This window comes from Neoroseomonas marina (genome assembly GCF_012927745.1).
Classification (GTDB): Bacteria; Pseudomonadota; Alphaproteobacteria; order Acetobacterales; family Acetobacteraceae; genus Neoroseomonas; species Neoroseomonas marina.
Map to the genome: position 1 here is coordinate 38,388 of NZ_JABBKX010000006.1, position 21,695 is coordinate 60,082.

Genomic DNA, 21,695 nt, shown 5'->3' on the forward strand with positions numbered 1-21,695 from the left:
CCCGCCTGTATCGCGAACCCCAGGCTAGGCCCTTCCAGCACCGGAACGCCACCGGCGCGTCAGAGCAGGACCATGCGCAGGCGGTTCCGCCCTTCCGGCAGGCGCTCATAAGCGAGTTCGCGCGTCATCCGCCGCATCAGCACCAGGCCGAGCCCGCCGGGTTCCGCATCCGCGAGGCTCAGCGGCCGTTCCTTCAACTCGCCGGCCGTGGGGTCGAAGGCGCGGCCGGCATCCTCGAAGACCAAAATGCAACGATCCGGCCCGGCCTCGGCCAGCAGGTCGACCTGCGCGGTCGCCGCATCCTCGGCGCCGTGCATGGCGACGTTCATCACCGCTTCCTCGACGAGGAGTTCGGCGCGGTCCGCGATGCCGCCGGGCAGGCCGCGGGCGTCGAGGAAGGCCCGCAGCCGGGGCTGCGCTGCCGTCAGCCCCGCCGAGGAGGCAGGGATGGAGAGGCGGAGCCTGTCCGCCTCTTCCGGACCGGTGGCCTGCGTCACCGACCGGCCCCCGCCTCAGGTCGCGGTCAGCGCCAGCGCCTCGGCATCGTCGGTCGCGATCGGGATCAGCGTACCGAGGGCGACGGTCTCGAACACCGTCATGACCGAGGGCTGAGGGTTGAGGATGACGGCCTTGCGGCCGCGCCGCTGCAGCGTGCGCGCGACGGTCAGCAGCAGCCGGATGCCGAGCGAGCTGACGAACGGGACGGCGGCGAGGTCGACCACCGCATGGCGGTCGGCGGGGGCGATGCTCGCGGTGAAGCGCAACTCGATCTCGCCGGTGCCGGCGGCGTCGAGGCGCCCGTCGAGGACGACACGGTTCACCCCCGGCGCCATCTCCTGAATGTCCATCTTCATCGCGCCATCATCCCTTCCGACCACCGCCAGGACGGTGAGCCACGCCCCACGCTGGACAGTCTCGTTGACGAAGACGTGATAAGGGAAGGGGGCGGCCTCCCGCATGTGACAATTGCATGTCGCGGCCGGCGCGGGGCGCCGGCCGGTGCGGTCAGGCTTCGCCGACGCAGTCCAGCATGGAGGCCGCCAGCGCCTCGGCCGGCGCCTTGCCGCCCCAGAGGACGAACTGGAAGGCGGGGAAGAAGCGCTCGCACTCGGTGATGGCGATGTCGACCATGTCCTCGAGGCTCTCGGCCGAGGCGGAGGGCGAGCCGCGGAGCAGGACGGAATGCCGGAACACCGGCACGCCGTCTTCCGCCTCGATGCCGAAATGGCCGATCCAGAGCCGGTCGTTCGCCAGGGCGAGGAGTTCGTAGAGCTTTTCGCGCCGGTCGGCCGGCACCTTCAGGTCGAAGGCGCAGGTGAAGGCCATCGCGCTGATCTCGTGCGACCAGGAGAAGTGCAGGCCGTAGTCGCACCACTTTCCCGGTGCCTCGGCCGCCATCTCCCCGTCCGAACGGCGCTCGAAGGCCCATTCATTGGCAGCGATGATCTGTTCGAGGATGTCGAGAGGGTTCGAGGAACGGTCGCGGTCCAAGTGGAGAGAGGCGGACATGCGGCACCTCCTTGCCCGGGTCTGCCGCCCGGCACCACTAAATATGGGGTGCGAATCGGGCAGCGGGATACGAAAGGCAGACTACGCAGACGCAGAATCGCGTCGCAAGCCTGCAGCGGTTGTAATTCGGTCTTCAGGTTTCGGGTGAGGAGTCCGTGCCAGCTTCAAGTTCCGAGACCCGGTGTTCAAGGGCGGCGAGCCGGGATTCCAGCGCTTCGGCCTGTTCCCGCGCGCGGCGGGCGACCTCCATCGCGGCGTCCAGTTCCTCGCGCTTGACCAGGTCGAGCCGCCGGACGATCGCCTCGGCCTGCGCCTTGGCCATCGCCTCGAGCTCGGTCCGCAGGCCGGCGAGGACCGAGAAGGCACCCCCGGCGACGCCCGCCAGGTCGTCCATGAATTTCGCGCGGCCACCATTGCCGACCATGGTCATCTCCTTCGTGCCGCTCGCCTTGCGGGGCCGTCCCACCGGGGCCTATACCGCCCGCGCCCCCCTCTCAAGGCCTGCCGGGCGGAATATCGACCATGCACATCGTCACCGGCGGGGCCGGATTCATCGGGTCCAACCTCGTCGCGGCGCTCTGCGCCCGTGGGGAGGAGGTGGTGGTCGTGGACCGGCTGCGCCAGGGCCTGAAGTGGCGCAACCTGGCGAAGCATCCGATCGCGGGCATCGTGGCGCCGGACGACCTTCCGGCCTTCCTGGCGACGAAACCGCCGGTCCGGGCGCTGTTCCACATGGGGGCGATCAGCGCGACGACCGAGACGGACGGGGACCTGGTCGCGGCGACCAACCTCGCCCTGCCGCAGATGCTCTGGGACTGGTGCGCGGATGCGGGGGTGCCCTTCATCTATGCCTCCTCGGCGGCGACCTATGGCGACGGGGCGCTCGGCTTCGAGGACGATCTGCGCGCCGAGGCGCTGGCCCGGCTGCGGCCGCTCAACCTCTATGGCTGGTCGAAGCTCGCCTTCGACCGGCGGGTGGCGCAGATGCTGGCCCTTGGGCGGAAGCGCCCGCCGGTCTGGGCGGGGCTGCGCTTCTTCAACGTCTATGGGCCGAACGAGCACCACAAGGGGCGCATGGCCTCGGTGGTGCTGCACAAGTTCAACCAGATCATGAAGGGCGAGGCGGCGACCCTGTTCGCCTCGGACCGCGAGGGCATCGCCGACGGGGAGCAGAAGCGCGACTTCGTCCATGTGCGCGACTGCGTCTCGGCGATGCTGTGGCTCGAGGCGCATCCGGAGGCGTCGGGCCTGTACAATATCGGCTCGGGCCAGGCGCGCACCTTCCTCGACCTGACGCGGGCGATCTATGCCGCGCTGGGACGCAACGCCGACATCCGCTTCGTGCCCATGCCGGATGACCTCAAGGGCAAGTACCAGTACTTCACGGAGGCGCGGATGGAGCGCCTGCGCGGGGCAGGTTTCACGCAGCCGCCCACGACGCTCGAGGACGGGGTGCGTTCCTATGTGCGGGACGTGCTGATGAACGCCGAGGATCCCTTCGCCTGATGTTCTTCGCCATTCCCTTCCCCGCCATCGACCCGACGCTGATCGAGATCGGGCCCTTCGCCATCCGTTGGTACGCGCTGGCCTACATCGCCGGCATCATCCTCGGCTGGCGGGTCGCCCGGGTGCTGGTCCAGCGCACGCCGAAGGTCGCCACACCCGAGCAGGTTGACGACTACGTCACCTGGGCGACGCTCGGCATCATCCTCGGCGGGCGGCTGGGCTACGTGCTGTTCTACCGGCCGGGCTACTACGTGACGGCGCCGTGGGAGGCCCTCGCGCTGTGGCATGGCGGGATGTCCTTCCATGGCGGGGCGCTCGGCGTGATCGTCGCGACCTGGCTGTTCGCGCGGCGCAACGCGATCGACTGGGTGGCCTTCGCCGACCGCATCGTCTGCGTGGTGCCGATCGGGCTGTTCTTCGGGCGGCTGGCCAATTTCATCAATGGCGAGCTCTGGGGCCGGGTCACCGATGTGCCCTGGGCCATGGTCTTCCCCACCGGCGGGCCGGACCCCCGTCATCCCTCGCAGCTCTACCAGGCCTTTCTCGAGGGCATCGTGCTGTTCAGCGTGCTGATGTGGCTCGCGCGCAGCGAATGGGTGCGGGCGCGGCCGGGCATCCTCTCCGGCACCTTCCTGGCGGGCTACGGCCTGGCGCGCATCACCGGCGAGTTCTTCCGCCAGCCGGACGCGCATCTCGGCTTCCTGTTTGCGGGCGCGACCATGGGGCAGTTGCTGTCGCTGCCGATGATCCTGATCGGCGGCTGGCTGATCCTCCGCGGCCGGGCGCGGCATGTCGAAGGCTGACGCGCCGCCCGAGCGCCTCGATCGTTTCCTCGGCCGGGCGGCCGCCGCCTACTACGCCACGCGGGAACCCTTCGGCACCGGGGGCGACTTCACCACGGCGCCCGAGATCACCCAGGCCTTCGGGGAATGCCTCGGCCTCTGGGCGGCCATCGCCTGGGAGGCGATGGGGCGGCCCGAGCCGGTGCTGCTGGTGGAACTCGGCCCCGGTCGCGGCACGCTGATGGCAGATGCCCTCCGCGCGGTGGGCGAGATGGTGCCGCCCTTCCGCGCGGCGGCGCGGGTGCATTTGGTCGAGACCTCCCCCCGTCTGCGCGCCGTCCAGGCGGAACGGCTGGGCGGCGCGGCGGCCGCCTGGCATGACGACATCGCCGCGCTGCCGCCGGGCCCGGCGATGGTCATCGCCAACGAGTTCCTCGACGCGCTGCCGATTCGCCAGTTCGTGCGCCGCGGCGGAGGCTGGCTGGAACGTTTCGTCGCCGCCGGCGCCTTGGTGGAGGGGTCGGCCGAGGGCGCGCCGGCCCTGCCGGAGGACGCGCCCGAGGGTGCGGTGCAGGAAGTCTGCGAACCCGCGCGCGCGATCGGCGCCGCGCTGGGGGCGCGGATCGCGGCGCAGGGCGGGGCGGCGCTGTTCCTCGACTATGGGCCGGCCGAGAGCGGCTTCGGCGACAGCCTGCAGGCGATGGCGCGCCACGGTGCCGCAGACCCGCTGGGCGCGCCCGGTTCGGCCGACGTCACGGCCCATGTCGACTTCGCGGCCTTCGCGGCGGCGGCCCGTGCGGCCGGGGCGCGGGTGCAGGGGCCGCTGCCGCAGGGGGTCTTCCTCGGGCGGCTCGGGCTGTTCAGCCGGGCGGCGATGCTCGCGCGGATGGACCCGAAGCGTGCGACGCACCATCTTGCGGCGGCGCAGCGATTGGCCGCGCCCGAGCATATGGGGCGGCTGTTCAAGGCGATCTGCCTCTGCCACGCCGGTCTGCCGACGCTGCCGGGATTCGAGGAGGGCTGATGGCCCAGTTCGTCACCGCCGAGAGCCTCGCCGCCGAGTCCGGCCTGGCTCATGCCTTCTTCACCCGCCGGGGCGGTGTGTCCGCCGGGCCCTTCGCGGCGCTGAACTGTTCCCTGTCGGGCAAGGACGACCCGGATGCGGTGCGGGAGAACCGCCGCCGGGCGGCCGACGCCCTGGGCGTGGCGCCGGGATCGCTCGCCGCGCTGACCCAGGTGCACGGCCCGGATGTCGCGGTGGTGGAGACGCTGTGGCCCGACGACGACCGCCCGAAGGCCGACGCGATGGTCACGCGGCGACCGGGGGTCGCGCTCGGCATCGTCACCGCCGATTGCGCGCCCGTCCTGTTCGCCGACCCCGCCGCCGGGGTGATCGGCGCCGCCCATGCCGGTTGGCGCAGCGCCGTCGGCGGCGTGCTGGAGGCAACCATTGCGGCCATGCTCGCGCTCGGCGCCCGGCGGGAAGCGATCGTCACCGCGGTGGGGCCCTGCATCCGCCAGCCCTCCTACGAAGTGGCGGCCGATCTGCGCGACGCGGTGCTGGCGCGTGACCCCGCCCATGCCCGCTTCTTCGCCGACGGGCGGCGGGAGGGGCGCTGGCAGTTCGACCTCGCGGGATATTGTGCCGCCAGGCTCTCGGCGGCGGGCGCCGGGGTCGAAATCACCCCCTACGACACCCTGGCGCTGGAAGGCGACTTCTTCAGCCATCGGCGGAACACGCTCGCCGGGGGTGGGCCGATCGGCCACCAGCTCTCGGCGATCGCGCTGGCGGTCTGAGCACCCCTGGTCAAGCCGGTGCCCGGCGCCAATAAGGACGCCATGCCCTACATCCTGATGTTCGGAGCGTTGATGCTGCTGACCCTGCTGGTGTCCTGCCTTGCGCTGGTCTGACCCCATCCGGGCCGGACTGGCCGCGCTCGCGCTCCTTGTCCTGGCCGCCTGTGGCGACCTGCCGCAGCCCTTCCGAGGCAATCCGGGCGGTCAGGCCGGGCTGCTCGCCGCGCCGCCCGCCTACCGGCTCGCCATTCCCCGGCCCGCTGGCGCCATGTTGACCGACCGCCAGGCGGATGGCTTCGCCGAGGCGCTGTCGACCGCCTTGCTGGCCAACGAGGTCCCGGCTTCGGCGACCGACCCGCTGCCGCTCGACTGGCGGCTGACGGTGGAAACGCGGATCGAGGGCAATGCCGTGGTGCCGCGCTACACCCTGACCGATCCGGACGGGCAGCGTCAGGGCAGCGCCGACGGGGCGCGGGTGTCGTCCCGCGAATGGTCGGCGCCGAGTGCGGACCTGCTGGCCCGCGTCGCGCGCGACGCCGCGCCGCGGGTGGCCGACCTGCTGCTGCGTGCCGAGGCGGCGCGGAAGGGCATGGACCCCGCGGCCCTCGCGGTCGCCGGGCCGCCCCGCATCTACGTCCCGATGGTCCGCGGCGCGCCGGGCGATGGCAACATGGCGCTGACGGCCCGGCTGCGCGAGGCGCTGACCCAGCAGGGCCTGGTGGTGCAGGAGAGCGCCCAGGGCGCCCGCTTCGCGGTCACCGGCCAGGTCGATGTGGTGAACCAACCGGCGACCCGGACCCAGCGGATCGAGATCCTGTGGACCGTGTCGCGCCAGGATGGCGAGGATCTCGGCCGCGTGCTGCAGCTGAACGAGGTGCCGCACGGGGTGCTCGAGCGCTTCTGGGGCGACGTCGCCTTCGCCGCGGCGAACGAGGCCGCGGGCGGCGTCAGGACGGTGGTGTCCAATGCTGGCGGCTTTCCGACCCAGCCGGGCGAGGCGCCGCGCCCATCCGGGCCGCAGGCCGGGCAGGGGCTCGCCATGCCGCAGAACCCGGGCACCCTGCCCACGCCGCAGCCGCAGGCCGCGGAATAGAGCCTGGTCCTGACCACGGCCGGACGATCGGCGAGGGCCCGTCGAAGGCCCTCAGCCGAAATTGAGCGAGGGCACCGCGTCGCCGGCGCGGACCAGGTAGCGGTAGCGATAGGCCTCGGTCATGCCGAGGCCGGTGTTGAGCGCGATCGAGGCGGTGTTCGCCTTGGCCACCTGGCAGAACATCCATTCGGCGCCGAGCCCGGCGGCCCAGTGCGCGGCGGCGCGCACCGCGCGGGCGGCGAGGCCCTTGCGCCGGTGCTCGGGACGCACGGCGAGGTCGAAGAAGCCCGCGATCGGACCGGCGGCGACGGCCGAGATCACGGCGGCCGGCTGCCCGGCGTCCCGCAGCGTGATCCAGGCGCCGGGGACCATCAGCAGCGCCGGGGTGCCTTCCTTTTCGCGGCGGCGCGCGGGGCTCTGGTGCTCGGCCGTCGCGGTGACCGCCATCCAGTCGGCGTCGGGTTCGGGATGGGCCTGGGCGGCGAGATCGGGGGCGGCGAGGGCTGCGATCGGGGCGAGCAGGATGACCGTCTCGTCCTTCTCGACATAGCCGCGCGCGGCCAGCGCCTCGGCCAGGCCCGGCGGATCCAGCGGCGTGGAGCGGAAGCGCGGCGGCACCCCGAGGGCGGCGTAGAATCCCTCGACCCGCGCGACGCGAGCTTCGAGATCCGGATCGGGCGACGGGTCGAGGCTCGACGCCGCATTGGCCCGCCCGGTGCCGCCGGCATAGGCGCGCACGACGAAGGGCCCGTCGAAGGCGATGCGGGGCGCGGGAACGGTGCTGAGCGTCGCGCGTTCGAGCGCGAGGATATCAGGAGGCGTCACGGCTGCAGGCCGAGCCGGCCGATCAGCATCTCCTCCACGCGGGCGGACTGGGCGAGGAAGGCCCCGTAGCTGGGGCCGTCGCGGTAGTCTTCGGTCATGTCGTTCCTGGACAGCACGTCGTGGAACGCCTGGTCCTGCATGGCGGCGCGGAAGGCGTCGTGCAGGCTGGCGGTGATCTCGGCCGGCAGGGCCGCCGGGCCCACGATGCCGAAGGGCGCGGTGACGGTGAGCCGGTAGCCGAGCTCGCGCAGCGTCGGCGCCTCGGGCCAGCGGGGCATGCGCTCGGCCGACCAGACGTTGAGCCAGACGGCATCCCCGTCGGTCACCGCGCTGCCGATGCTGACAGGGCCGGCCATGACGTCGACATCGCCCGCGACCACGGCGCGGACGCCGAGGGCCGCGCCGCGGAAGGGGACGTGGACGACCTGCACGCGTTCGCGCAGCAGCAGCCGTGCCATGGTCAGGTGGCCGTTCGAATTCACCCCGGCGCTGCCATAGGAGAGCACGCCCGGCTTCTCCCGCGCCTCGGCGATGAAGCCGCGCCAGCCCTCGGGGAAGCGGTCCTTCTTCGCGATCGACCCGAAGGCGCTGCCGGCGACGCCCAGGATCGGCGTGAGGTCGCCCGGGAAGTCGAGCGGCAGGTGGTCCAGCAGCGCGATGCGGATCGCCGCCGCGGGCAGCTGCGCGATGACGAGCCCGTCGGGCGTCGCCGAGGCGAGGCCGGCGATCATCCGCACGCCCGGACGGCCGGGCTTGTTGTGGACCTCGATGGGGCGGCCGAGGCGGCGGCCGGCGCATTCGGCCAGAACGCGCATCACCTCGTCATTCGTGCCGCCGGGCGCGAAGGGAACGATGACGCGGACCGGCCCCGAGGGTGTCCAGGCACGGGCCGGCCTGGCGAGCGCCGGCAGGGCGAGCGCCCCCAGCAGCAGGCTGCGCCGTCCGGCGCCGAAGCCTGTCCCGATCATCCGCATGCCCTGCTTCCCGTCGCGCATGCTGCGGGGGCCATCCGTTGCAATCCGTTGCGCGCCTGAAAAACGCTCGTCACCCGGCGCTGCTGTGGTGATCGCACGAGATTGCGAGGGACGGAAGATGGCAGCACGATTCACCGGTACGACGGGGCTTGCCGCCCTGGCCTTGGCCTGGATCCTCACCGCCCAGCCGGCGGTGGCGCAGCAGGGGGCGGCGTCCGCGGGCGAAGTCCAGGGCCAGCAGCGCCGCGGCGCCCTGCGGGCCGAATTCCGCGGCCATGTCGCCGCGGCCGATGCGGCGCTCGCCGCCGGCCGGCCGGCCGAGGCACGGGATCGCATCGGGCGGGCCGAAACCATGGTGGCGAACCTCCGCCGTCCGGGGCGGGAGCGGGTCGGACGGGCGACGCAGGCGCTCGAGGCGGCGCGCGTCGCCCTCGACCGTGGGTCCTATCAGGAGGCCCGGGCCGCGCTCCAGCCGCTGCTGGAGCGGACGGCACCGGTCTCCCGCAAGGCCTGACCGTCTACCAGCGGCGGCCATAGCCCCAGGCCTGGTCGCGGCGGTGCCACGCCGGCGGGGCCGGGCGGTGCCAGCTTTCCCGCCAGGCGGGCGCGGGCCGCCAGGGGCGGTAGGCGTAGCTGCGCCCGTAGCCGTAATGATGGCCGTGCTGCCACGCCGGGGCCGGTCGCCAGCCCTGCACCGGCGGCGGACGGTGGTAGTCCCAGGCGAGGGCCGGGGTGGCGGCGAGGGTGCCGAGGACCAGGGCGAGGATGGGAAGCGAACGGCGCATGGCGGTATCTCCTTCCAGCAAGGACAGGAGACGCCCGGCGCAAGGCGGCGCGGCGGCGCGCCCGTGGCCGGATGGCGGCAGCGCGTGACGGACGGTGACGGAGATCCGGGACCGTTCGGCGGATCCGACGCCGGCCGGCAGCCGTGCCCGCCCGGGGACGCGGGTGGCCGGCTGCGCGCCGGCGCCGCGTCGATCGGTCAGACGTCGTCGGCGAGGCGCGCCAACGCGGCGCGGTAGGTGTCGTCGAACAGCGCGTCGAGCGCGGGGTTCACGCCCTTGCAGCCGGCCGCGACGCGGCCCGCCCAGCCGACATACTCCGTGCGCCGGGCATGGTTCCAATTGGCCGGCGGGCTGTCCGCGATGGCCCGGAGGTTCGAGATCTTGTCGGCGAGCTTCAACTGCTTCGCCGCATCCGACTTCTTGGGCGCCAGCGAGACCTGCAGGGCCTTGCGCGTCTCCTTCGGCAGGGTCTTGTCGTCGGTGGCCTCGGCGACGAGGTTCGCGACCGTTTCGCCGAAGGCGGCGACCAGGTCGGCATGGGTCGTCTCGGTGTCCTCGACCGTGTCGTGCAGCAGGCCGGCGAGGATGGCCTCCTCCGGTGCGCCGGCCTCGGCGAGGATGGCGGCGACCTCGATCACATGGGTCACGTAGGGTTCGGCGGCCGCGCCCTTGCGCGCCTGGCCGGCATGGGCGCGGGCGGCGAAGAGCGTGGCCTGGAGGAGGCGGGCGGCGGAGGTCTCGGCGGGCGGCATGGGATTGTCCTTGCGGCGGAATGGGGCGGGGAGGCAAGCGGCCTCCCGCACGCGGCGCGCGGCGTGGGCGGTCGTGGGGGTTCGGCCCGTGGGGGCCGGTGCCGGCACGGGTCATGGCGCGCGAGGTGCCGGAAACAGCGCGGGCGATGCTCTGCGGCGACGGCGACAACGGCCGCGGGCGTGAACCGGCCGATGCGGCGCGCGGTGGCGGCGGAGATCTGGATAGCGCGGGCCGAGGCGGCGCTGGCGCCGGGCACCGCCGATCATGCGCGCCTCGCGGTCGCGGGTGGCGCTCGTGCCGATCCCCGGTGCCTACGCGGTGACGGCCTGGCTGGACCTGTGGTCGCCGATGCTGGCCGGGCTGGCGCCCTGGCAGACGGCCGCGTTGATCGTGCCGCACATGCTCGGCGCCATGGTCCGGGGCGAAATCCCCGCGGCGCACCGCCGGTTCGGGGGCTGCATCGTCGGCCGGCGCGTCGCCTGACGGCGCCGGCGGGCCCGGCCTGCACCGCGCAGGCCGGAGGCTGGTCGCCGGTCGCGTCCTATCGAGACGCGTCCGGCGCTGCCACGAACACCGATCAGGTGTTCATGGCATCGAAGAAGTCCTGGTTCGTCTTGCTGTACTTCAGCTTGTCGAGCAGGAACTCCATCGCGTCCTGCGTGCCCATCGGGTTCAGGATGCGGCGCAGGACCCACATCTTCGACAGCGTCGCGCGATCCACCAGCAGTTCTTCCTTGCGGGTGCCGGACTTGGTGATGTCGATCGCGGGGAAGGTGCGCTTGTCGGACAGCTTGCGGTCCAGGACGATTTCCGAGTTACCGGTGCCCTTGAACTCCTCGAAGATCACCTCGTCCATGCGCGAACCCGTGTCGATCAGCGCGGTGGCGATGATGGTCAGCGACCCGCCTTCCTCGATGTTGCGCGCGGCGCCGAAGAAGCGCTTGGGGCGCTGCAGGGCGTTCGCGTCGACACCGCCGGTCAGCACCTTGCCCGAGGACGGCACGACCGAGTTGTAGGCGCGGCCGAGGCGGGTGATGGAGTCGAGCAGGATCACCACGTCGCGCTTGTGCTCGACCAGGCGCTTGGCCTTCTCGAGCACCATCTCGGTGACCTGGACGTGACGCGTCGCGGGTTCGTCGAAGGTCGAGGCGACCACTTCGCCGCGGACGGTGCGGGCCATGTCGGTCACTTCCTCGGGCCGCTCGTCGATGAGCAGCACCATGAGGAAGACTTCCGGATTGTTCGCCGTGATCGACTTCGCGATGTTCTGCAGCATCACCGTCTTGCCGGTGCGCGGCGGGGCGACGATCAGCGCGCGCTGGCCCATGCCGATCGGCGCGATCAGGTCGATGACGCGATGGGTGTTGTCCTTGGTCGGGCCCTTGCCGACGGACTCGACCTCGGCGTTCTCCATCTTCAGCCGGCGCTGCGGATAGAGCGGCGTGAGGTTGTCGAAGTTGATGCGGTGCTTGAGCGCCTCGGGCGGCTCGAAGTTGATGCTGTTGACCTTCAGCATCGCGAAGTAGCGCTCGCCATCCTTGGGCGAGCGGATCTGGCCTTCGACCGTGTCGCCGGTGCGCAGGCCGAAGCGGCGCACCTGGGCGGGCGAGATGTAGATGTCGTCGGGGCCGGGGAGGAAGTTCGCCTGCGGGCTGCGGAGGTAGCCGAAGCCGTCGGGCAGGATTTCGAGCGTGCCTTCGCCGAAGATCGCCTGGTCGTTGTCGGCCAGGGTCTTGAGGATGGCGAACATCATGTCCTGCTTGCGGAGCGAGGACGCGTTCTCGATGTTCAGTTCCTCGGCGAAGGCGAGGAGGTCGGCGGGGCTTTTGGCCTTGAGTTCGGAAAGATGCATGGGGTCCTGGACGCGGTCCGAAGCAGGGGATTGGCCGGGACGTTCCCGATGGCCCCGAAGGAGCCTGATCGCCCGGGTCGGCGCCGCGATGGGCGCGAGGGGCGATGTCCCGAATGGAGGAGGGAAGTGGCGGCGCGGGGCGCGATGGCCCGCACCGTGAGCGGGAAGTACCCGGAACCTATGGATGCGCGGGCCGCCCGTCAACGGGGAACCGCGCGGCCGGGCGCGGAACCCCGCGAAATTCAGAAGGGTTTCGCGATCACCATCACGACGATGAGGATCAGGGCGAGGGTCGGCACTTCGTTCAGGATCCGCCAGGTGCGCTCGCTGCGGGTATTGGCGTCGCGCTCGAAGGCCTTGCGGGCGAGGCCGAGGTCATGGTGCAGCCAGGTCATGGTCAGCAGGCCGAGCATCTTCCCGTGCCACCAGCCGGCCTTCCAGTCGACGACCCCGGGGGTGAGGACGAGCAGTGTCCCGAAGGTCCAGGTCCAGATCATCGCCGGGTTCATGATGGCGCGCAGCAGGCGCCGTTCCATCACCTTGAAGAGCTCGGACTGCGCGGAACCGACCTCGACCTGGCAGTGGTAGACGAACAGGCGCGGCAGGTAGAACAGCCCCGCCATCCAGGCGAAGGTGCCGATCAGGTGCGCCGACTTGATCCAGACATACCAGGGCGCGAGCGCGTCGATCGTCACCCCGGCAGGCCCTCGACCAGCGCCATGCTGCCTTCGGTTGCCGAGAGGCGCAGGGCGAGCAGCGGGGCGTAGTCCTCGCTGGCGTAGAAGGCGCGGGCGGCGGCCGCGTCGGGGAATTCGAGGATGACGACACGGTCGAGGCCGGGATCACCTTCCAACACCTCGACCGCGCCGCCGCGGACGATGTAGCGGCCGCCGAACTTCGCGATCACCGCGGGGACGGCCTGGCGGTACTGCTCGAACTTCGCTGGGTCGCGGACGGTGATGTTCACCAGGAAATAGGCGGGCATGTTCTTTCCTCTGGCGCCGGGGCCGCAGCATGGGCGGGGCCGGCGCGCCGGGGCAAGACGGTCTACGGGCGGGCGAGGCCGAGGTCGCGCAGCAGCGTCTGGTTCGCGGCACTCTCGGCCGCGAAGGTCTCGCGGAAGCGATCGCCGGGCAGGAAGGCCGGGACGGAGGCGAGGCGCTGGGCCGTGGTCCGGAAGCCTTCGCTCGCCACCGCCGTCTCGCAGGCGCGCTCGATGGCGGCGGCCGCGGCGTCCGGGATGCCGGCCGGGGCGATCAGCCCGCCGTGGGAGGAGCCTTGGACGGGGTAGCCCAGCTCCCCGACCGTGGGCACGTCGGGCAGGTGCGGCAGGCGTTGGGCGGTGACGACCGCGATCGGCGTCAGGCCGGTCGAGGCCGGGATGGAGGAGGCTTCGATGAAGGCCATGATCTGCCCGCCGAGGGCGGCCTGGCTCATCGGCCCCGCGCCGGTGAAGGAGACCATCAGTCCTTCGACGCTGGCGCGCTTGAGCAGCGCGGCCATCAGGATGTGCTGCGTGCTGGCGCTGCCGGGTGCGCCGTAGACCAGGGCTTCGCGGGCGCTGCGGCCATGCGCGATCATGCCCCGGAAATCCTGGAAGGGCGCGTTGCGGCCGAGGATGACGACCTGCGGGTTATCGTAGACGCGGCAGAGGAAGCGGAAGCTGTCGAGCGAATAGGTGAGCGGGATGGCGTGCGGCTGCGCCGTGATCGGGTTGTTGGGCGTGATGCCGATCGTGTAGCCGTCGGGTCGGGCGCGGGCGAGTTCCGCGCTGCCGATCGTGCCCGCCGCCCCGCCGCGGTTCACCACCACCACGGTCTGCCCCAGCGCGCGGCTGAGTTCCGGCTGGATCGCGCGTGCCATCAGGTCGGTGTTCCCGCCGGGCGGATAGGCGGCGATGAGGGTGATGGTCCGGCTCGGGTAGGCTTCCTGCGCCGTCGCCGCGGAGGCGAGCAGGCAGAGCGCGGCGGCGATCGTGCGGACCATGGTGTTCCTCCCGGCGGTCTCGTTTCTGCCGCGAGACTAGGCGCCCCGGTCCCGGGTCCCAAGGGCCTTTCGGCCCTTGGCGGGGAGAGGTGCGGAGAGGGGAGGCGCCCCTCTCCGCGTCATGGCGTCAGAGCGCCTTCATCGGGGCCGCGATGCCGCGGTCCATCGTCCACTTGCCGAGCGTGTTCCAGCCGCGGTCGTACTGCGGCGGGATGTGCAGCGCGTCGACGCGGCCGAGCTCGGCCGCCGCGCGCATCGGCCAGTAGGGTTCGCGCAGCACCGCGCGCGCCAGCAGGATCAGGTCGGCCTTGCCGTCCGCGAGGATCTGCTGCGCCTGCTTCGGCTCGGTGATCAGGCCGACGGCCGCGACCGGCATGTCGGCGCCGCGCTTCACCGCTTCCGCGCCGGGAACCTGATAGCCGGGCCCCATCGGGATCTTCTGCCCGGCATCGAGGCCGCCCGAGGAGACGTCGAGCAGGTCGACGCCGAGCGCCTTCACGCGGCGGGAGAGCTCCACGCTCTCCTCCGTCGTCCAGCCGCCCTCGACCCAGTCGGTGTGGGAGATGCGCAGGCCGAGCGCGATGTCGGAGGGGATGGCGGCGCGCACGGCGGCCGCCATCTCGCGCGCAAAGCGGGTGCGGCCTTCGAAGTCGCCGCCCCAGGAATCGTTGCGGCGGTTGGAGATCGGGCTGAGGAACTGGTGGGTCAGGTAGCCATGGGCGCCATGCAGCTCGATGAAGCGGTAGCCGGCCTTCACCGAGCGCTTCGCGGCCTCGACGAAGGCGGCGAGGGTCGCGCCGATCTCGGCCTCGGTCATCGCGTGCGGGACGGCGAAGCCCTCGAAGGCTTCGGCGGAGGGCGCCTGGCAGACCCAGGACGGATCGGCCGCGCCGACGCCCCAGGGCGGCTGGCGGGACGCCTTGCGGCCGGCATGCGCGATCTGGATGCCGGCGACGCCGCCGGTGGCGTGGATCGCATCGACGATGCGGGCGTGCGGGGCGATGTGCGCGTCCGACCAGATGCCGACATCCGCCGGGGTGATGCGGCCCTCGGGCACGACGGCCGAGGCCTCGGTGATGATCAGCCCGGCGCCGCCGACCGAGCGCGAGACCAGATGCGCCAGATGCCAATCGGTCGGCAGGCCGTCGTCACGGCAGGAGTACATGCACATCGGCGACACGCCGATGCGGTTCTTGAGCGTGACGCCGCGCAGCGTCAGGGGTGAGAAGAGGTCGGTCACGAGGTGGGACCCTCATTGCGGGATGGGGAGGACCATGGGGGCAGGCGCCCCAGCCGGTTCTCGAGGACGGCGAACCATGTGGGTTGCCCGCGGCCGCGTGGAAGGAGGCGGCCGGAGGCATCGGTCGCGAAGCGGGACAGCGTGACCGCGTCCCGGATATTGCCCCCGATCGCATGCACGGCCCCGGGTTCGACGCGGACCACGATGTCGCAATGCATCGGGCGGAAGCGGCCGCGATCGGCGGCGCGGTCGCGCCAGGACGCCAGCGGCGAGGAGGAACGGTCGGCGCAGACCAGGTCGCCCAGCTGCGGCGCCCGCTCTGCGACTTCGTATGGCATGAAGGGCGCGAGGCCGGGGAAGCGCAGGGCATCGCCGATCAGGGCGTCGACATAGGTGCCATGCGCCGCGGAGGGCGGGAACTCGCGCGCATCCACGCCGGCACCGCGCATCACGTAGGAGATGAAGGCGGCCGACCATGCGGGTTCGCGCCACAGATTCGGGTCGCCGGCACGAAACCGCGCGCGGTTCCGCGCAATGGGTTCCGCGCCTTCGGGCACGGCGCGCCAATAGGCGAGCACGCGGGGGAAGTTGTACGGGTCCGATTCCACGCTCGCAGGGGGCGCCTCGCTGGTCTGCCGCCCCCAATCCACCCATTCGGCCTGCGCGATACGCAGCATGCGGTCGCGCGCCGCGGGCGGATAGGCGAGAGGCGGTTCCGGTGGCGGCGCAGGCGGCGCGGCACAGGCGGCGAGCAGCGCGCCGAGAAGGATGACGGCGCGCCGCATCATGCGGTCAGGCGACCTCGAAGAGGCCGGCCGCACCCTGGCCGCCACCGACGCACATCGTCACCACGACGTATTTCGCACCGCGGCGCTTGCCCTCGATCAGCGCATGGCCGGTCATGCGCGCGCCCGACATGCCGTAGGGATGGCCGATCGAGATCGCGCCGCCGTCGACGTTCAGCCGCTCCTGCGGGATGCCGAGGCGATCGCGGCAGTAGAGGACCTGGCAGGCGAAGGCCTCGTTCAGTTCCCACAGCCCGATGTCGTCCATCTTCAGCCCGTGCTGCGCGAGCAGCTTCGGCACGGCGAAGACGGGGCCGATGCCCATCTCCCCCGGATCGCATCCGGCGACCGCCATGCCGCGATAGATGCCGAGGGGATGAAGGCCGCGCTTCGAGGCCTCCTTCTCCTCCATCAGCACGGCGGCGGAAGCGCCGTCGGAGAGCTGGCTCGCATTGCCCGCGGTGATGAACTTCCCCTGCTTCACCACCATGCCGTCCTTGAAGACGGGCTTGAGGGACTGCAGGCCCTCCAGCGTCGTGTCGGCGCGGTTGCCCTCGTCCTTCTTCAGCGTGGTCGGGACGTCGAGGACCTCGTTGGTCTCCTTGTTGACCAGCTTCATCACGGAGGGCAACGGGACGATCTCGTCGTCGAAGGCGCCGCGGGCCTGGGCGGCCGCGGTGCGCTGCTGGCTGCCGAAGGCGTATTCGTCCTGCGCGTCGCGAGGCACGCCGTAGCGGTCGGCGACGATCTCGGCGGTTTCCAGCATGGACATGTAGAGCGCGGGGACGCGCTCCATCAGCGACGGGTCGGCGCGGCGGAACCAGTTGGCCTTCTCGTTCTGCACGAGGGAGATGGATTCCAGCCCCCCACCCACCGCGACCTGCATGCCGTCATGCAGGATCTGCTTCGCCGCGGTGGCGATGGCCATGAGGCCGGAGGAGCATTGCCGGTCGAGGCTCATGCCCGGCACGGTGTCGGGAAGGCCGGCGGCGAGGGCCACCTGGCGGCCGACATTGGATCCCTGGCAGCCCTGCTGGAGGGCGGCGCCCATGATCACGTCCTCGACCTCCCTGGGGTCGAGCCGGGCACGTTCCACCGCGGCGCGGACGGCGTGGCCGCCCAGCGTCTGCGCGTTGGTGTCGTTGAAGGCGCCGCGATAGGCGCGGCCGATCGGCGTGCGGGCGGTGGAGACGATGACGGCGCTTCGCATGGCGCTTCCTCCCTTGGCGGTGGGCCGAGGGTAGCCGAGCCCTCAGGGGGCGCCCAGCCGCTTCCAGACCCCGTCCGCCGTCGCGACGATCCGCTCCCCCACCGTGAGCTGCCCGCGCACGAAGACCACCGAGCGCGTCGCACGCACCGCCTCGGCCCGGGCCTCGAGGAACTCGCCCGCCTTGGCGCCGGAGACGAAATGCGTGTTGAGCTGGATGGTCACGACCGGGGCCTTGTTCGCGGCCGTCCAACAGGTCACGCCCAGGATCTGGTCGAGGAAGGTGACCAGCATGCCGCCATGGACGATGCCGTGCGTATTGCCGTGGCGCGGTTCGGCGACCAGGCCGTAGACCCAGCCATCCCCGTCCTTCTTCGACCAGAAGGGGCCGACGAGGGTGGGGAAGCCATCCTCGTGCCAATGCAGGATCTTCCAGCCATGGGCGGCGGGGTCGAAAGGGGCGGGGGCGTGCATCATGACCCTGGCTTCGCGCGCCGGGCTGGCGCCGTCAACGGGGGGTGGTAGCGTCCGCGGCATGAGGCTCTTCCATTCCCCCGGCTCGCCCTATGCCCGCATCGCCCGCATGGCGGTCATCGAACTCGGGCTCGAGGATCGCGTCGTGGCCGAGGAGGCGACGCTGCGCGATCCGTCCTCGGTCCTGCTCCCGCACAATCCGGTCGGTCGGGTGCCGACGCTGGTGCTCGACGACGGGACCGCCATCACGGAGACGACGGCGGTGCTGACGATGCTCGACAGCTTGGTCGAGCCAGCGCGGCGGCTGCTGCCGGGGCCGGAAAAGCCGCGGGCGCTCGCGGCCTATGGGCGAGTGCTCGGCGCGCTCGACGGCATCGCGGTGTGGAACCGGGAATTGCGCCGGCCGGAGCACGAGCGCTCGCCGGGCGTCATCGCGCTCGAGGCGCTGCGCGCCGTGCGCGTGACCGATGCGCTGGAGCAGGAGGCGGCGCGCGGCGGCTTCGCGGCGCGGGATGCCGGGTGGTTCGCGCTGGTCTCGCTGCTGGGGTATTGCGAGCGGCGGCACACGGCCTTCGCCTGGCGGCAGGGACGACCGGCGCTGGCCGCGCTGTTCGACGCGGCGCAGGCGCGGCCCGCGGTGGCGCGGACCGTGCCGCCGACAGGCATGGGCAGCGCGGCGCCGCCCCTGCGCTGATCAGGTCGGGATGCGGATGCCGCGGGCGCGGATCAGCGTGCCCCACTTGTCGAACTCGGCGGTCCAGTAGGGGCCGAATTCCGCCGGCGTGCCGCCGACCGGATCGGCGCCCTGGGCGACGACCTGCGCTCGGAAGGCCGGATCGGCGACGGCGACCTTCACCGCTTCGGTCAGGCGCGCGACGATCGGGGCCGGGAGGTTGGCCGGGGCCATCAGTGCCATGTCGGTCGAGGATTCGAATCCCGCGACGCCGGCATCCTGCAGCGTCGGCACATCGGGCGCGAGCGGCGTGCGCCGCGCCGTGCTGACGGCGAGCATCTTCAGCGTGCCGGCCTGGCGATGCGGCAACGCGGTGATGGCGTCGATGAAGGACATCTTCGTCTCGCCGGCGAGCACCGCCTGGGCCGAGGGTGCGCCACCACGATAGGGGACGTGCATCATGTCGAGGCCCGCAGCGGCCATCAGCAGTTCCGTCGCGAGATGGCTGGTCGCGCCGATACCGGCCGAGGAGAAGTTGATCTCGCCCGGCCGCGCGCGGACATAGGCAAGGAAGTCCTGGATCGTCGTGACGGGCACGGAGGGGTGCACGCAGACCGCCTGCGCGGTACGCGCCACCAGGCTGATGCCCGTGAAGGCGGCGCGATTGTCGTAGGGCAGGGGCGAGATCAGGTGCGGTGCGATGGCATAGGTGCTGTTCGTCGCCAGGAGCAGCACGTAGCCGTCGGGGCGCTGCTGGGCGACGAAGTTGTGCCCGATCGTGCCGGAGGCGCCGGTGCGGTTCTCGACCACGAATTGCTGGCCGAAAACCTGGCTGAAGCGCTGCGCGAAAATCCGCGTCATCGTGTCCGACGACCCGCCGGCCGGCCACGGATTGACCAGGGTGACCGGCCGCGTGGGCCAGGCGCCCTGGGCTGTGGCGGTGCGCAGCGCGGGAATGGCAAGTGTGGCGGCGAGCAGGGTGCGGCGGTCGATCAGCGTCACGACGGAGTCTCCTGGCATGGGGCCGGGCCGCCAGCGACGGGCTCGGTCATGGGCAGGGATGGTTCCCCCACGCGGCGATGTGCGCAACCCATGAAATGGCTCGGCGCGACATGGACCTGCACCGATCTGGACAGGCGAAGGCACCTGCGCACAGATGAGGCATGAGGACGCAGAAGCCCGAACCCCGTCTGCTCGATGCCGTCGAGAGCGATGCCGCCCTGCCTGCATCGGTCGATGTCGCCGTGATCGGCGCAGGCATCGTCGGCGTCGGCGCCGCCTATGCGCTGGCCAAGGCCGGGCATTCGGTCGCGTTGCTGGACAAGGGCGTCGTCGCGGGCGAGCAGTCGAGCCGAAACTGGGGCTGGTGCCGCACGCTGAACCGCGATGAGCGGGAGATCCCGCTCATGCAGCACAGCCAGTCGCTGTGGGACAGCCTGCCGGCCGAGATCGGCGCCGACATGGGGTTCCGGCGCAACGGCCTCGTCTACGTCACCAAGGATCCGCAGCAGCTGGCCGGCTGGAAAGCGTGGCTCGACATGGCGCAGCCCTACCAGGTGGGCGCGCGCATGATCGATGCGGCCGAGGCGAAGCGGCTGACGCCAGGCAACGAGCAGGAGTGGATCGGCGGCGTCGTCTCCCCGCGCGACGGGCGGGCGGAACCGGCGAAGGCGGCGCCCGCACTCGCGCGCGGCGCGCGGGCGCTGGGCGCGACGCTGCACCAGACCTGCGCGGTGCGGGGGCTCGACACCACGGGCGGGCGTGTCAGCGGCGTCTTCACCGAGAAGGGGCGGATCGGCGCGCAGGCGGTGGTGCTGGCGGGCGGTGCCTGGGCGTCGATGTTCCTGCGGCGGCACGGGGCGGACATGCCGCAATCCTCGGTGCATTCGACGATCTTCGCGACGACGCCGGCGAAGCAGGTGAGCGGCAGGCCGCTCTACACGCCGGACTTCATCCTCACGCCGCTGCTCGACGGCGGGTACCTGGTGGCGGCGCGGGCGCGCGGGCGGCTCGAACTGACGCCGGCTGGCATCCGCTATGCGCGCCAGTTCCTGCCGAGCCTGCGCAAGAACTGGAAGATGGTGGAGCTGCGCTTCGGCCGGTCCTTCTTCGAAGGGCCGGACGCCTTGCATGGCAAATGGTCCTTCGACCGCCCGACGGTGTTCGAGCGGATGCGCGTGCTCGATCCGAAGCCGAAGGCGAGCATCGTCGAGCCGACGCTGCGCGAGATCGTCGCCATCTATCCCGAGCTGGCGGGGATCCGCGCGGCGCGGCTCTGGGCGGGGTGGATCGATTCGACGCCGGATGCGGTGCCGGTGATCTCGCCGGTCGAGGCGCTGCCGGGCCTGGTTGTCGCTGCGGGGTTCAGCGGGCATGGCTTCGGCATCGGGCCCGGGGCAGGGAGGCTGGCGGCGGACCTTGCGACCGGCGCGCCGCCGGTCGTCGATCCGGCGCCCTTCCGTCTGTCGCGCTTCTTCGACGGATCGCCGCTCCGCCCTCCGGCTGGGATCTGAGCGCCCCTCGCCAGGCGTGGCCCGGACGTGTTCACTGCGCGGCCGGGAGGACTGCCATGGATCATGAGACGCGCCTGCTCGACCTGCCCTCCGGCCTGCTCGAGCTCTGGCTGCAGGGCCACGGGCATCCGCTGGTACTGCTGCCGTCGCTGGGCCGCGGGCAGGAGGATTTCGACGGCATCGCGCCGATGCTGCTCGCCGCGGGGCTGCGGCTGATCCGGCCGGAACCGCGCGGCATCGGACAGTCGGCGCCGCTGCGCGAGGGTTCGACGCTGTTCGACATGGCGCGGGACGTGATTGCGGCGATGGAGCAGGACGGCGTCGCGACCGCGCTGGTGGCGGGCCATGCGGCCGGCAACTGGGTCGCACGCATCACCGCGCATCTGCGCCCGGACCTGGTGCAGGGCGTGGCGATGCTGGCCGCGGTGACGGGGACGACGGTCGATCCGGAGATCAGCGCGGCGATCGCGGGGAGTTTCGATACGTCGCTGCCCGACGATGTGCGGCTGGGGCATCTGCGTCGCGGCTATTTCGCGCCGGGGAACGATGCGAGCGTCTGGCTGCCGGGCTGGCATACCGAGGTCGCGCGCGCCCAACGCCGCGCGAGGGAGGCGACGACGGACAAGTCCTGGCTGCGCGTGGCGGACCGCAAGCCGCTGCTCTATCTGGCGGCGGCTGAGGATGCGATCGCCGCGCCGCCGAGCGAGGAGGATCTGCGCGCGGCGCTCGGGCCGCTGGCGCAGCGCGTGGTCGTCGAGCGCGCCGGGCACGCATTGCTGCCCGAACAGCCCGACGCCGTCGCAGAAGCGCTGATCGACTATGCAAGAAAGCTGTGGCCGTAGGGCCAATGCCAGCGGCCCGAGGCTGAGCCTCGGGCCGGGAGCCCGAAGAGCGACCGCGCCCAGACCAACCGCCGTGCCGCGCGGTCCAGTGCATGGCGC

The 21,695-nt window shown here is 71.9% G+C and carries 27 protein-coding genes; 10 read left to right on the plus strand and 17 right to left on the minus strand.

Translation table 11 applies throughout. The features are described 5' to 3' along the window. Positions 1–59: 59 nt before the first annotated feature. The 4 genes from GWK16_RS16750 to GWK16_RS16765 all read right to left on the minus strand — a co-directional run bounded on the left by GWK16_RS16750 (position 60) and on the right by GWK16_RS16765 (position 1,933). Complete coding sequence (locus tag GWK16_RS16750) at positions 60–497, minus strand: ATP-binding protein (protein ID WP_170055135.1); 438 nt, start codon at positions 495–497, stop codon at positions 60–62. Positions 498–512: 15 nt separating this feature from the next. Then, a complete protein-coding gene (locus tag GWK16_RS16755; RefSeq protein ID WP_170055136.1) occupies positions 513–854 on the minus strand; it encodes an STAS domain-containing protein in 342 nt (113 codons plus the stop codon). Positions 855–1,005: 151 nt separating this feature from the next. Next, on the minus strand, positions 1,006–1,509 hold the full coding sequence (locus GWK16_RS16760) for a type III secretion system chaperone family protein (RefSeq protein ID WP_170055137.1): 504 nt from the start codon (positions 1,507–1,509) through the stop codon (positions 1,006–1,008). Between the two features lie 133 nt (positions 1,510–1,642). Further along, the gene (locus GWK16_RS16765; protein WP_170055138.1) at positions 1,643–1,933 is read right to left on the minus strand and encodes an accessory factor UbiK family protein; all 291 of its coding nucleotides are present in this window, start codon (positions 1,931–1,933) and stop codon (positions 1,643–1,645) included. Positions 1,934–2,031: 98 nt separating this feature from the next. Here GWK16_RS16765 and rfaD point away from each other — a divergent pair, with 98 nt between their 5' ends. The 5 genes from rfaD to GWK16_RS16790 all read left to right on the plus strand — a co-directional run bounded on the left by rfaD (position 2,032) and on the right by GWK16_RS16790 (position 6,687). Then, on the plus strand, positions 2,032–3,015 hold the full coding sequence (gene rfaD / locus GWK16_RS16770) for an ADP-glyceromanno-heptose 6-epimerase (RefSeq protein WP_170055139.1): 984 nt from the start codon (positions 2,032–2,034) through the stop codon (positions 3,013–3,015). Further along, positions 3,015–3,818 (plus strand): prolipoprotein diacylglyceryl transferase, encoded by an 804-nt coding sequence (gene lgt, locus GWK16_RS16775; protein WP_170055140.1) that lies wholly within the window; start codon positions 3,015–3,017, stop codon positions 3,816–3,818. Before rfaD ends, lgt begins: the two co-directional genes overlap by 1 nt. Then, entirely contained in the window at positions 3,805–4,821 is a 1,017-nt protein-coding gene (locus GWK16_RS16780; protein ID WP_170055141.1) for a class I SAM-dependent methyltransferase, read from the plus strand. Before lgt ends, GWK16_RS16780 begins: the two co-directional genes overlap by 14 nt. After that, positions 4,821–5,594 carry a polyphenol oxidase family protein gene (locus GWK16_RS16785; RefSeq protein ID WP_170055142.1) on the plus strand — a complete coding sequence of 258 codons (774 nt, stop codon included), beginning with the start codon at positions 4,821–4,823 and terminating at the stop codon, positions 5,592–5,594. Before GWK16_RS16780 ends, GWK16_RS16785 begins: the two co-directional genes overlap by 1 nt. A gap of 100 nt (positions 5,595–5,694) precedes the next feature. After that, the gene (locus tag GWK16_RS16790; protein WP_170055143.1) at positions 5,695–6,687 is read left to right on the plus strand and encodes a hypothetical protein; all 993 of its coding nucleotides are present in this window, start codon (positions 5,695–5,697) and stop codon (positions 6,685–6,687) included. A gap of 51 nt (positions 6,688–6,738) precedes the next feature. Here the strand turns inward: GWK16_RS16790 and GWK16_RS25760 are convergent, their stop codons facing one another. Next, positions 6,739–7,512 carry a GNAT family N-acetyltransferase gene (locus tag GWK16_RS25760; RefSeq protein WP_170055144.1) on the minus strand — a complete coding sequence of 258 codons (774 nt, stop codon included), beginning with the start codon at positions 7,510–7,512 and terminating at the stop codon, positions 6,739–6,741. Continuing rightward, positions 7,509–8,507 carry a tripartite tricarboxylate transporter substrate binding protein gene (locus tag GWK16_RS16800; protein WP_170055145.1) on the minus strand — a complete coding sequence of 333 codons (999 nt, stop codon included), beginning with the start codon at positions 8,505–8,507 and terminating at the stop codon, positions 7,509–7,511. Before GWK16_RS16800 ends, GWK16_RS25760 begins: the two co-directional genes overlap by 4 nt. A 97-nt stretch (positions 8,508–8,604) precedes the next feature. On the opposite strand from GWK16_RS16800, the gene GWK16_RS16805 reads away from it, so the two are divergent. Beyond that, on the plus strand, positions 8,605–9,000 hold the full coding sequence (locus GWK16_RS16805) for a hypothetical protein (protein WP_170055146.1): 396 nt from the start codon (positions 8,605–8,607) through the stop codon (positions 8,998–9,000). A 4-nt stretch (positions 9,001–9,004) separates the two neighbouring features. Here the strand turns inward: GWK16_RS16805 and GWK16_RS16810 are convergent, their stop codons facing one another. Then, positions 9,005–9,271 (minus strand): hypothetical protein, encoded by a 267-nt coding sequence (locus tag GWK16_RS16810; RefSeq protein WP_170055147.1) that lies wholly within the window; start codon positions 9,269–9,271, stop codon positions 9,005–9,007. A gap of 197 nt (positions 9,272–9,468) precedes the next feature. Next, positions 9,469–10,023, minus strand: coding sequence for an HD domain-containing protein (locus tag GWK16_RS16815; protein ID WP_170055148.1), 555 nt, complete (start codon positions 10,021–10,023; stop codon positions 9,469–9,471). A gap of 265 nt (positions 10,024–10,288) precedes the next feature. On the opposite strand from GWK16_RS16815, the gene GWK16_RS16820 reads away from it, so the two are divergent. Then, entirely contained in the window at positions 10,289–10,507 is a 219-nt protein-coding gene (locus tag GWK16_RS16820; protein ID WP_170055149.1) for a hypothetical protein, read from the plus strand. A 94-nt stretch (positions 10,508–10,601) separates the two neighbouring features. Here the strand turns inward: GWK16_RS16820 and rho are convergent, their stop codons facing one another. The 8 genes from rho to GWK16_RS16860 form a co-directional block, all read right to left on the minus strand. Beyond that, positions 10,602–11,876, minus strand: coding sequence for a transcription termination factor Rho (rho, locus tag GWK16_RS16825; protein ID WP_170055150.1), 1,275 nt, complete (start codon positions 11,874–11,876; stop codon positions 10,602–10,604). Between the two features lie 242 nt (positions 11,877–12,118). Beyond that, positions 12,119–12,571, minus strand: a complete 453-nt coding sequence (hemJ, locus tag GWK16_RS16830; protein ID WP_168043501.1) for a protoporphyrinogen oxidase HemJ — start codon at positions 12,569–12,571, stop codon at positions 12,119–12,121. Next, a complete protein-coding gene (locus tag GWK16_RS16835; protein WP_170055151.1) occupies positions 12,568–12,861 on the minus strand; it encodes a DUF1330 domain-containing protein in 294 nt (97 codons plus the stop codon). The genes hemJ and GWK16_RS16835 overlap by 4 nt, the downstream gene beginning before the upstream one ends. Positions 12,862–12,923: 62 nt before the next feature. Next, positions 12,924–13,862, minus strand: coding sequence for a tripartite tricarboxylate transporter substrate binding protein (locus GWK16_RS16840; RefSeq protein ID WP_170055152.1), 939 nt, complete (start codon positions 13,860–13,862; stop codon positions 12,924–12,926). A gap of 127 nt (positions 13,863–13,989) precedes the next feature. Then, on the minus strand, positions 13,990–15,102 hold the full coding sequence (locus GWK16_RS16845; protein WP_170055153.1) for an oxidoreductase: 1,113 nt from the start codon (positions 15,100–15,102) through the stop codon (positions 13,990–13,992). Further along, entirely contained in the window at positions 15,099–15,890 is a 792-nt protein-coding gene (locus tag GWK16_RS16850; RefSeq protein ID WP_248291442.1) for a DUF2272 domain-containing protein, read from the minus strand. Before GWK16_RS16850 ends, GWK16_RS16845 begins: the two co-directional genes overlap by 4 nt. A gap of 4 nt (positions 15,891–15,894) precedes the next feature. After that, entirely contained in the window at positions 15,895–17,097 is a 1,203-nt protein-coding gene (locus GWK16_RS16855) for an acetyl-CoA C-acyltransferase (protein ID WP_170055154.1), read from the minus strand. 42 nt (positions 17,098–17,139) lie between these two features. After that, a complete protein-coding gene (locus GWK16_RS16860; protein WP_170055155.1) occupies positions 17,140–17,571 on the minus strand; it encodes a PaaI family thioesterase in 432 nt (143 codons plus the stop codon). Between the two features lie 58 nt (positions 17,572–17,629). Between GWK16_RS16860 and GWK16_RS16865 the strand changes: the two genes are divergently transcribed. Then, a complete protein-coding gene (locus tag GWK16_RS16865; protein ID WP_170055156.1) occupies positions 17,630–18,262 on the plus strand; it encodes a glutathione S-transferase family protein in 633 nt (210 codons plus the stop codon). Here the strand turns inward: GWK16_RS16865 and GWK16_RS16870 are convergent, their stop codons facing one another. Next, positions 18,263–19,243, minus strand: a complete 981-nt coding sequence (locus GWK16_RS16870) for a tripartite tricarboxylate transporter substrate-binding protein (RefSeq protein ID WP_170055157.1) — start codon at positions 19,241–19,243, stop codon at positions 18,263–18,265. A gap of 161 nt (positions 19,244–19,404) precedes the next feature. Between GWK16_RS16870 and GWK16_RS16875 the strand changes: the two genes are divergently transcribed. Together GWK16_RS16875 and GWK16_RS16880 are read left to right on the plus strand one after the other, a co-directional pair. Then, positions 19,405–20,754, plus strand: coding sequence for an NAD(P)/FAD-dependent oxidoreductase (locus GWK16_RS16875; protein WP_170055158.1), 1,350 nt, complete (start codon positions 19,405–19,407; stop codon positions 20,752–20,754). 56 nt (positions 20,755–20,810) lie between these two features. Continuing rightward, positions 20,811–21,596: an alpha/beta fold hydrolase gene (locus tag GWK16_RS16880; protein ID WP_170055159.1), complete on the plus strand. Its 786-nt coding sequence runs from the start codon at positions 20,811–20,813 to the stop codon at positions 21,594–21,596. Positions 21,597–21,695: the final 99 nt, after the last annotated feature.

Excerpts from the sequence above, each read along its gene's own strand:
- GWK16_RS16875 (WP_170055158.1), top strand. The coding sequence starts at position 19,405 with ATGAGGACGCAGAAGCCCGAACCCCGTCTGCTCGATGCCGTCGAGAGC.
- rho (WP_170055150.1), bottom strand. The coding sequence starts at position 11,876 with ATGCATCTTTCCGAACTCAAGGCCAAAAGCCCCGCCGACCTCCTCGCC.
- GWK16_RS16840 (WP_170055152.1), bottom strand. The coding sequence starts at position 13,862 with ATGGTCCGCACGATCGCCGCCGCGCTCTGCCTGCTCGCCTCCGCGGCG.
- GWK16_RS16780 (WP_170055141.1), top strand. The coding sequence starts at position 3,805 with ATGTCGAAGGCTGACGCGCCGCCCGAGCGCCTCGATCGTTTCCTCGGC.
- GWK16_RS16805 (WP_170055146.1), top strand. The coding sequence starts at position 8,605 with ATGGCAGCACGATTCACCGGTACGACGGGGCTTGCCGCCCTGGCCTTG.
- GWK16_RS16765 (WP_170055138.1), bottom strand. The coding sequence starts at position 1,933 with ATGGTCGGCAATGGTGGCCGCGCGAAATTCATGGACGACCTGGCGGGC.
- rfaD (WP_170055139.1), top strand. The coding sequence starts at position 2,032 with ATGCACATCGTCACCGGCGGGGCCGGATTCATCGGGTCCAACCTCGTC.
- GWK16_RS16865 (WP_170055156.1), top strand. The coding sequence starts at position 17,630 with ATGAGGCTCTTCCATTCCCCCGGCTCGCCCTATGCCCGCATCGCCCGC.
- GWK16_RS16835 (WP_170055151.1), bottom strand. The coding sequence starts at position 12,861 with ATGCCCGCCTATTTCCTGGTGAACATCACCGTCCGCGACCCAGCGAAG.
- GWK16_RS16820 (WP_170055149.1), top strand. The coding sequence starts at position 10,289 with ATGCGCGCCTCGCGGTCGCGGGTGGCGCTCGTGCCGATCCCCGGTGCC.
- GWK16_RS16815 (WP_170055148.1), bottom strand. The coding sequence starts at position 10,023 with ATGCCGCCCGCCGAGACCTCCGCCGCCCGCCTCCTCCAGGCCACGCTC.
- GWK16_RS16810 (WP_170055147.1), bottom strand. The coding sequence starts at position 9,271 with ATGCGCCGTTCGCTTCCCATCCTCGCCCTGGTCCTCGGCACCCTCGCC.
- GWK16_RS16800 (WP_170055145.1), bottom strand. The coding sequence starts at position 8,507 with ATGCGCGACGGGAAGCAGGGCATGCGGATGATCGGGACAGGCTTCGGC.
- GWK16_RS16850 (WP_248291442.1), bottom strand. The coding sequence starts at position 15,890 with ATGATGCGGCGCGCCGTCATCCTTCTCGGCGCGCTGCTCGCCGCCTGT.
- GWK16_RS16855 (WP_170055154.1), bottom strand. The coding sequence starts at position 17,097 with ATGCGAAGCGCCGTCATCGTCTCCACCGCCCGCACGCCGATCGGCCGC.
- GWK16_RS16755 (WP_170055136.1), bottom strand. The coding sequence starts at position 854 with ATGAAGATGGACATTCAGGAGATGGCGCCGGGGGTGAACCGTGTCGTC.
- GWK16_RS16860 (WP_170055155.1), bottom strand. The coding sequence starts at position 17,571 with ATGATGCACGCCCCCGCCCCTTTCGACCCCGCCGCCCATGGCTGGAAG.
- GWK16_RS16760 (WP_170055137.1), bottom strand. The coding sequence starts at position 1,509 with ATGTCCGCCTCTCTCCACTTGGACCGCGACCGTTCCTCGAACCCTCTC.
- GWK16_RS16785 (WP_170055142.1), top strand. The coding sequence starts at position 4,821 with ATGGCCCAGTTCGTCACCGCCGAGAGCCTCGCCGCCGAGTCCGGCCTG.
- lgt (WP_170055140.1), top strand. The coding sequence starts at position 3,015 with ATGTTCTTCGCCATTCCCTTCCCCGCCATCGACCCGACGCTGATCGAG.
- GWK16_RS16880 (WP_170055159.1), top strand. The coding sequence starts at position 20,811 with ATGGATCATGAGACGCGCCTGCTCGACCTGCCCTCCGGCCTGCTCGAG.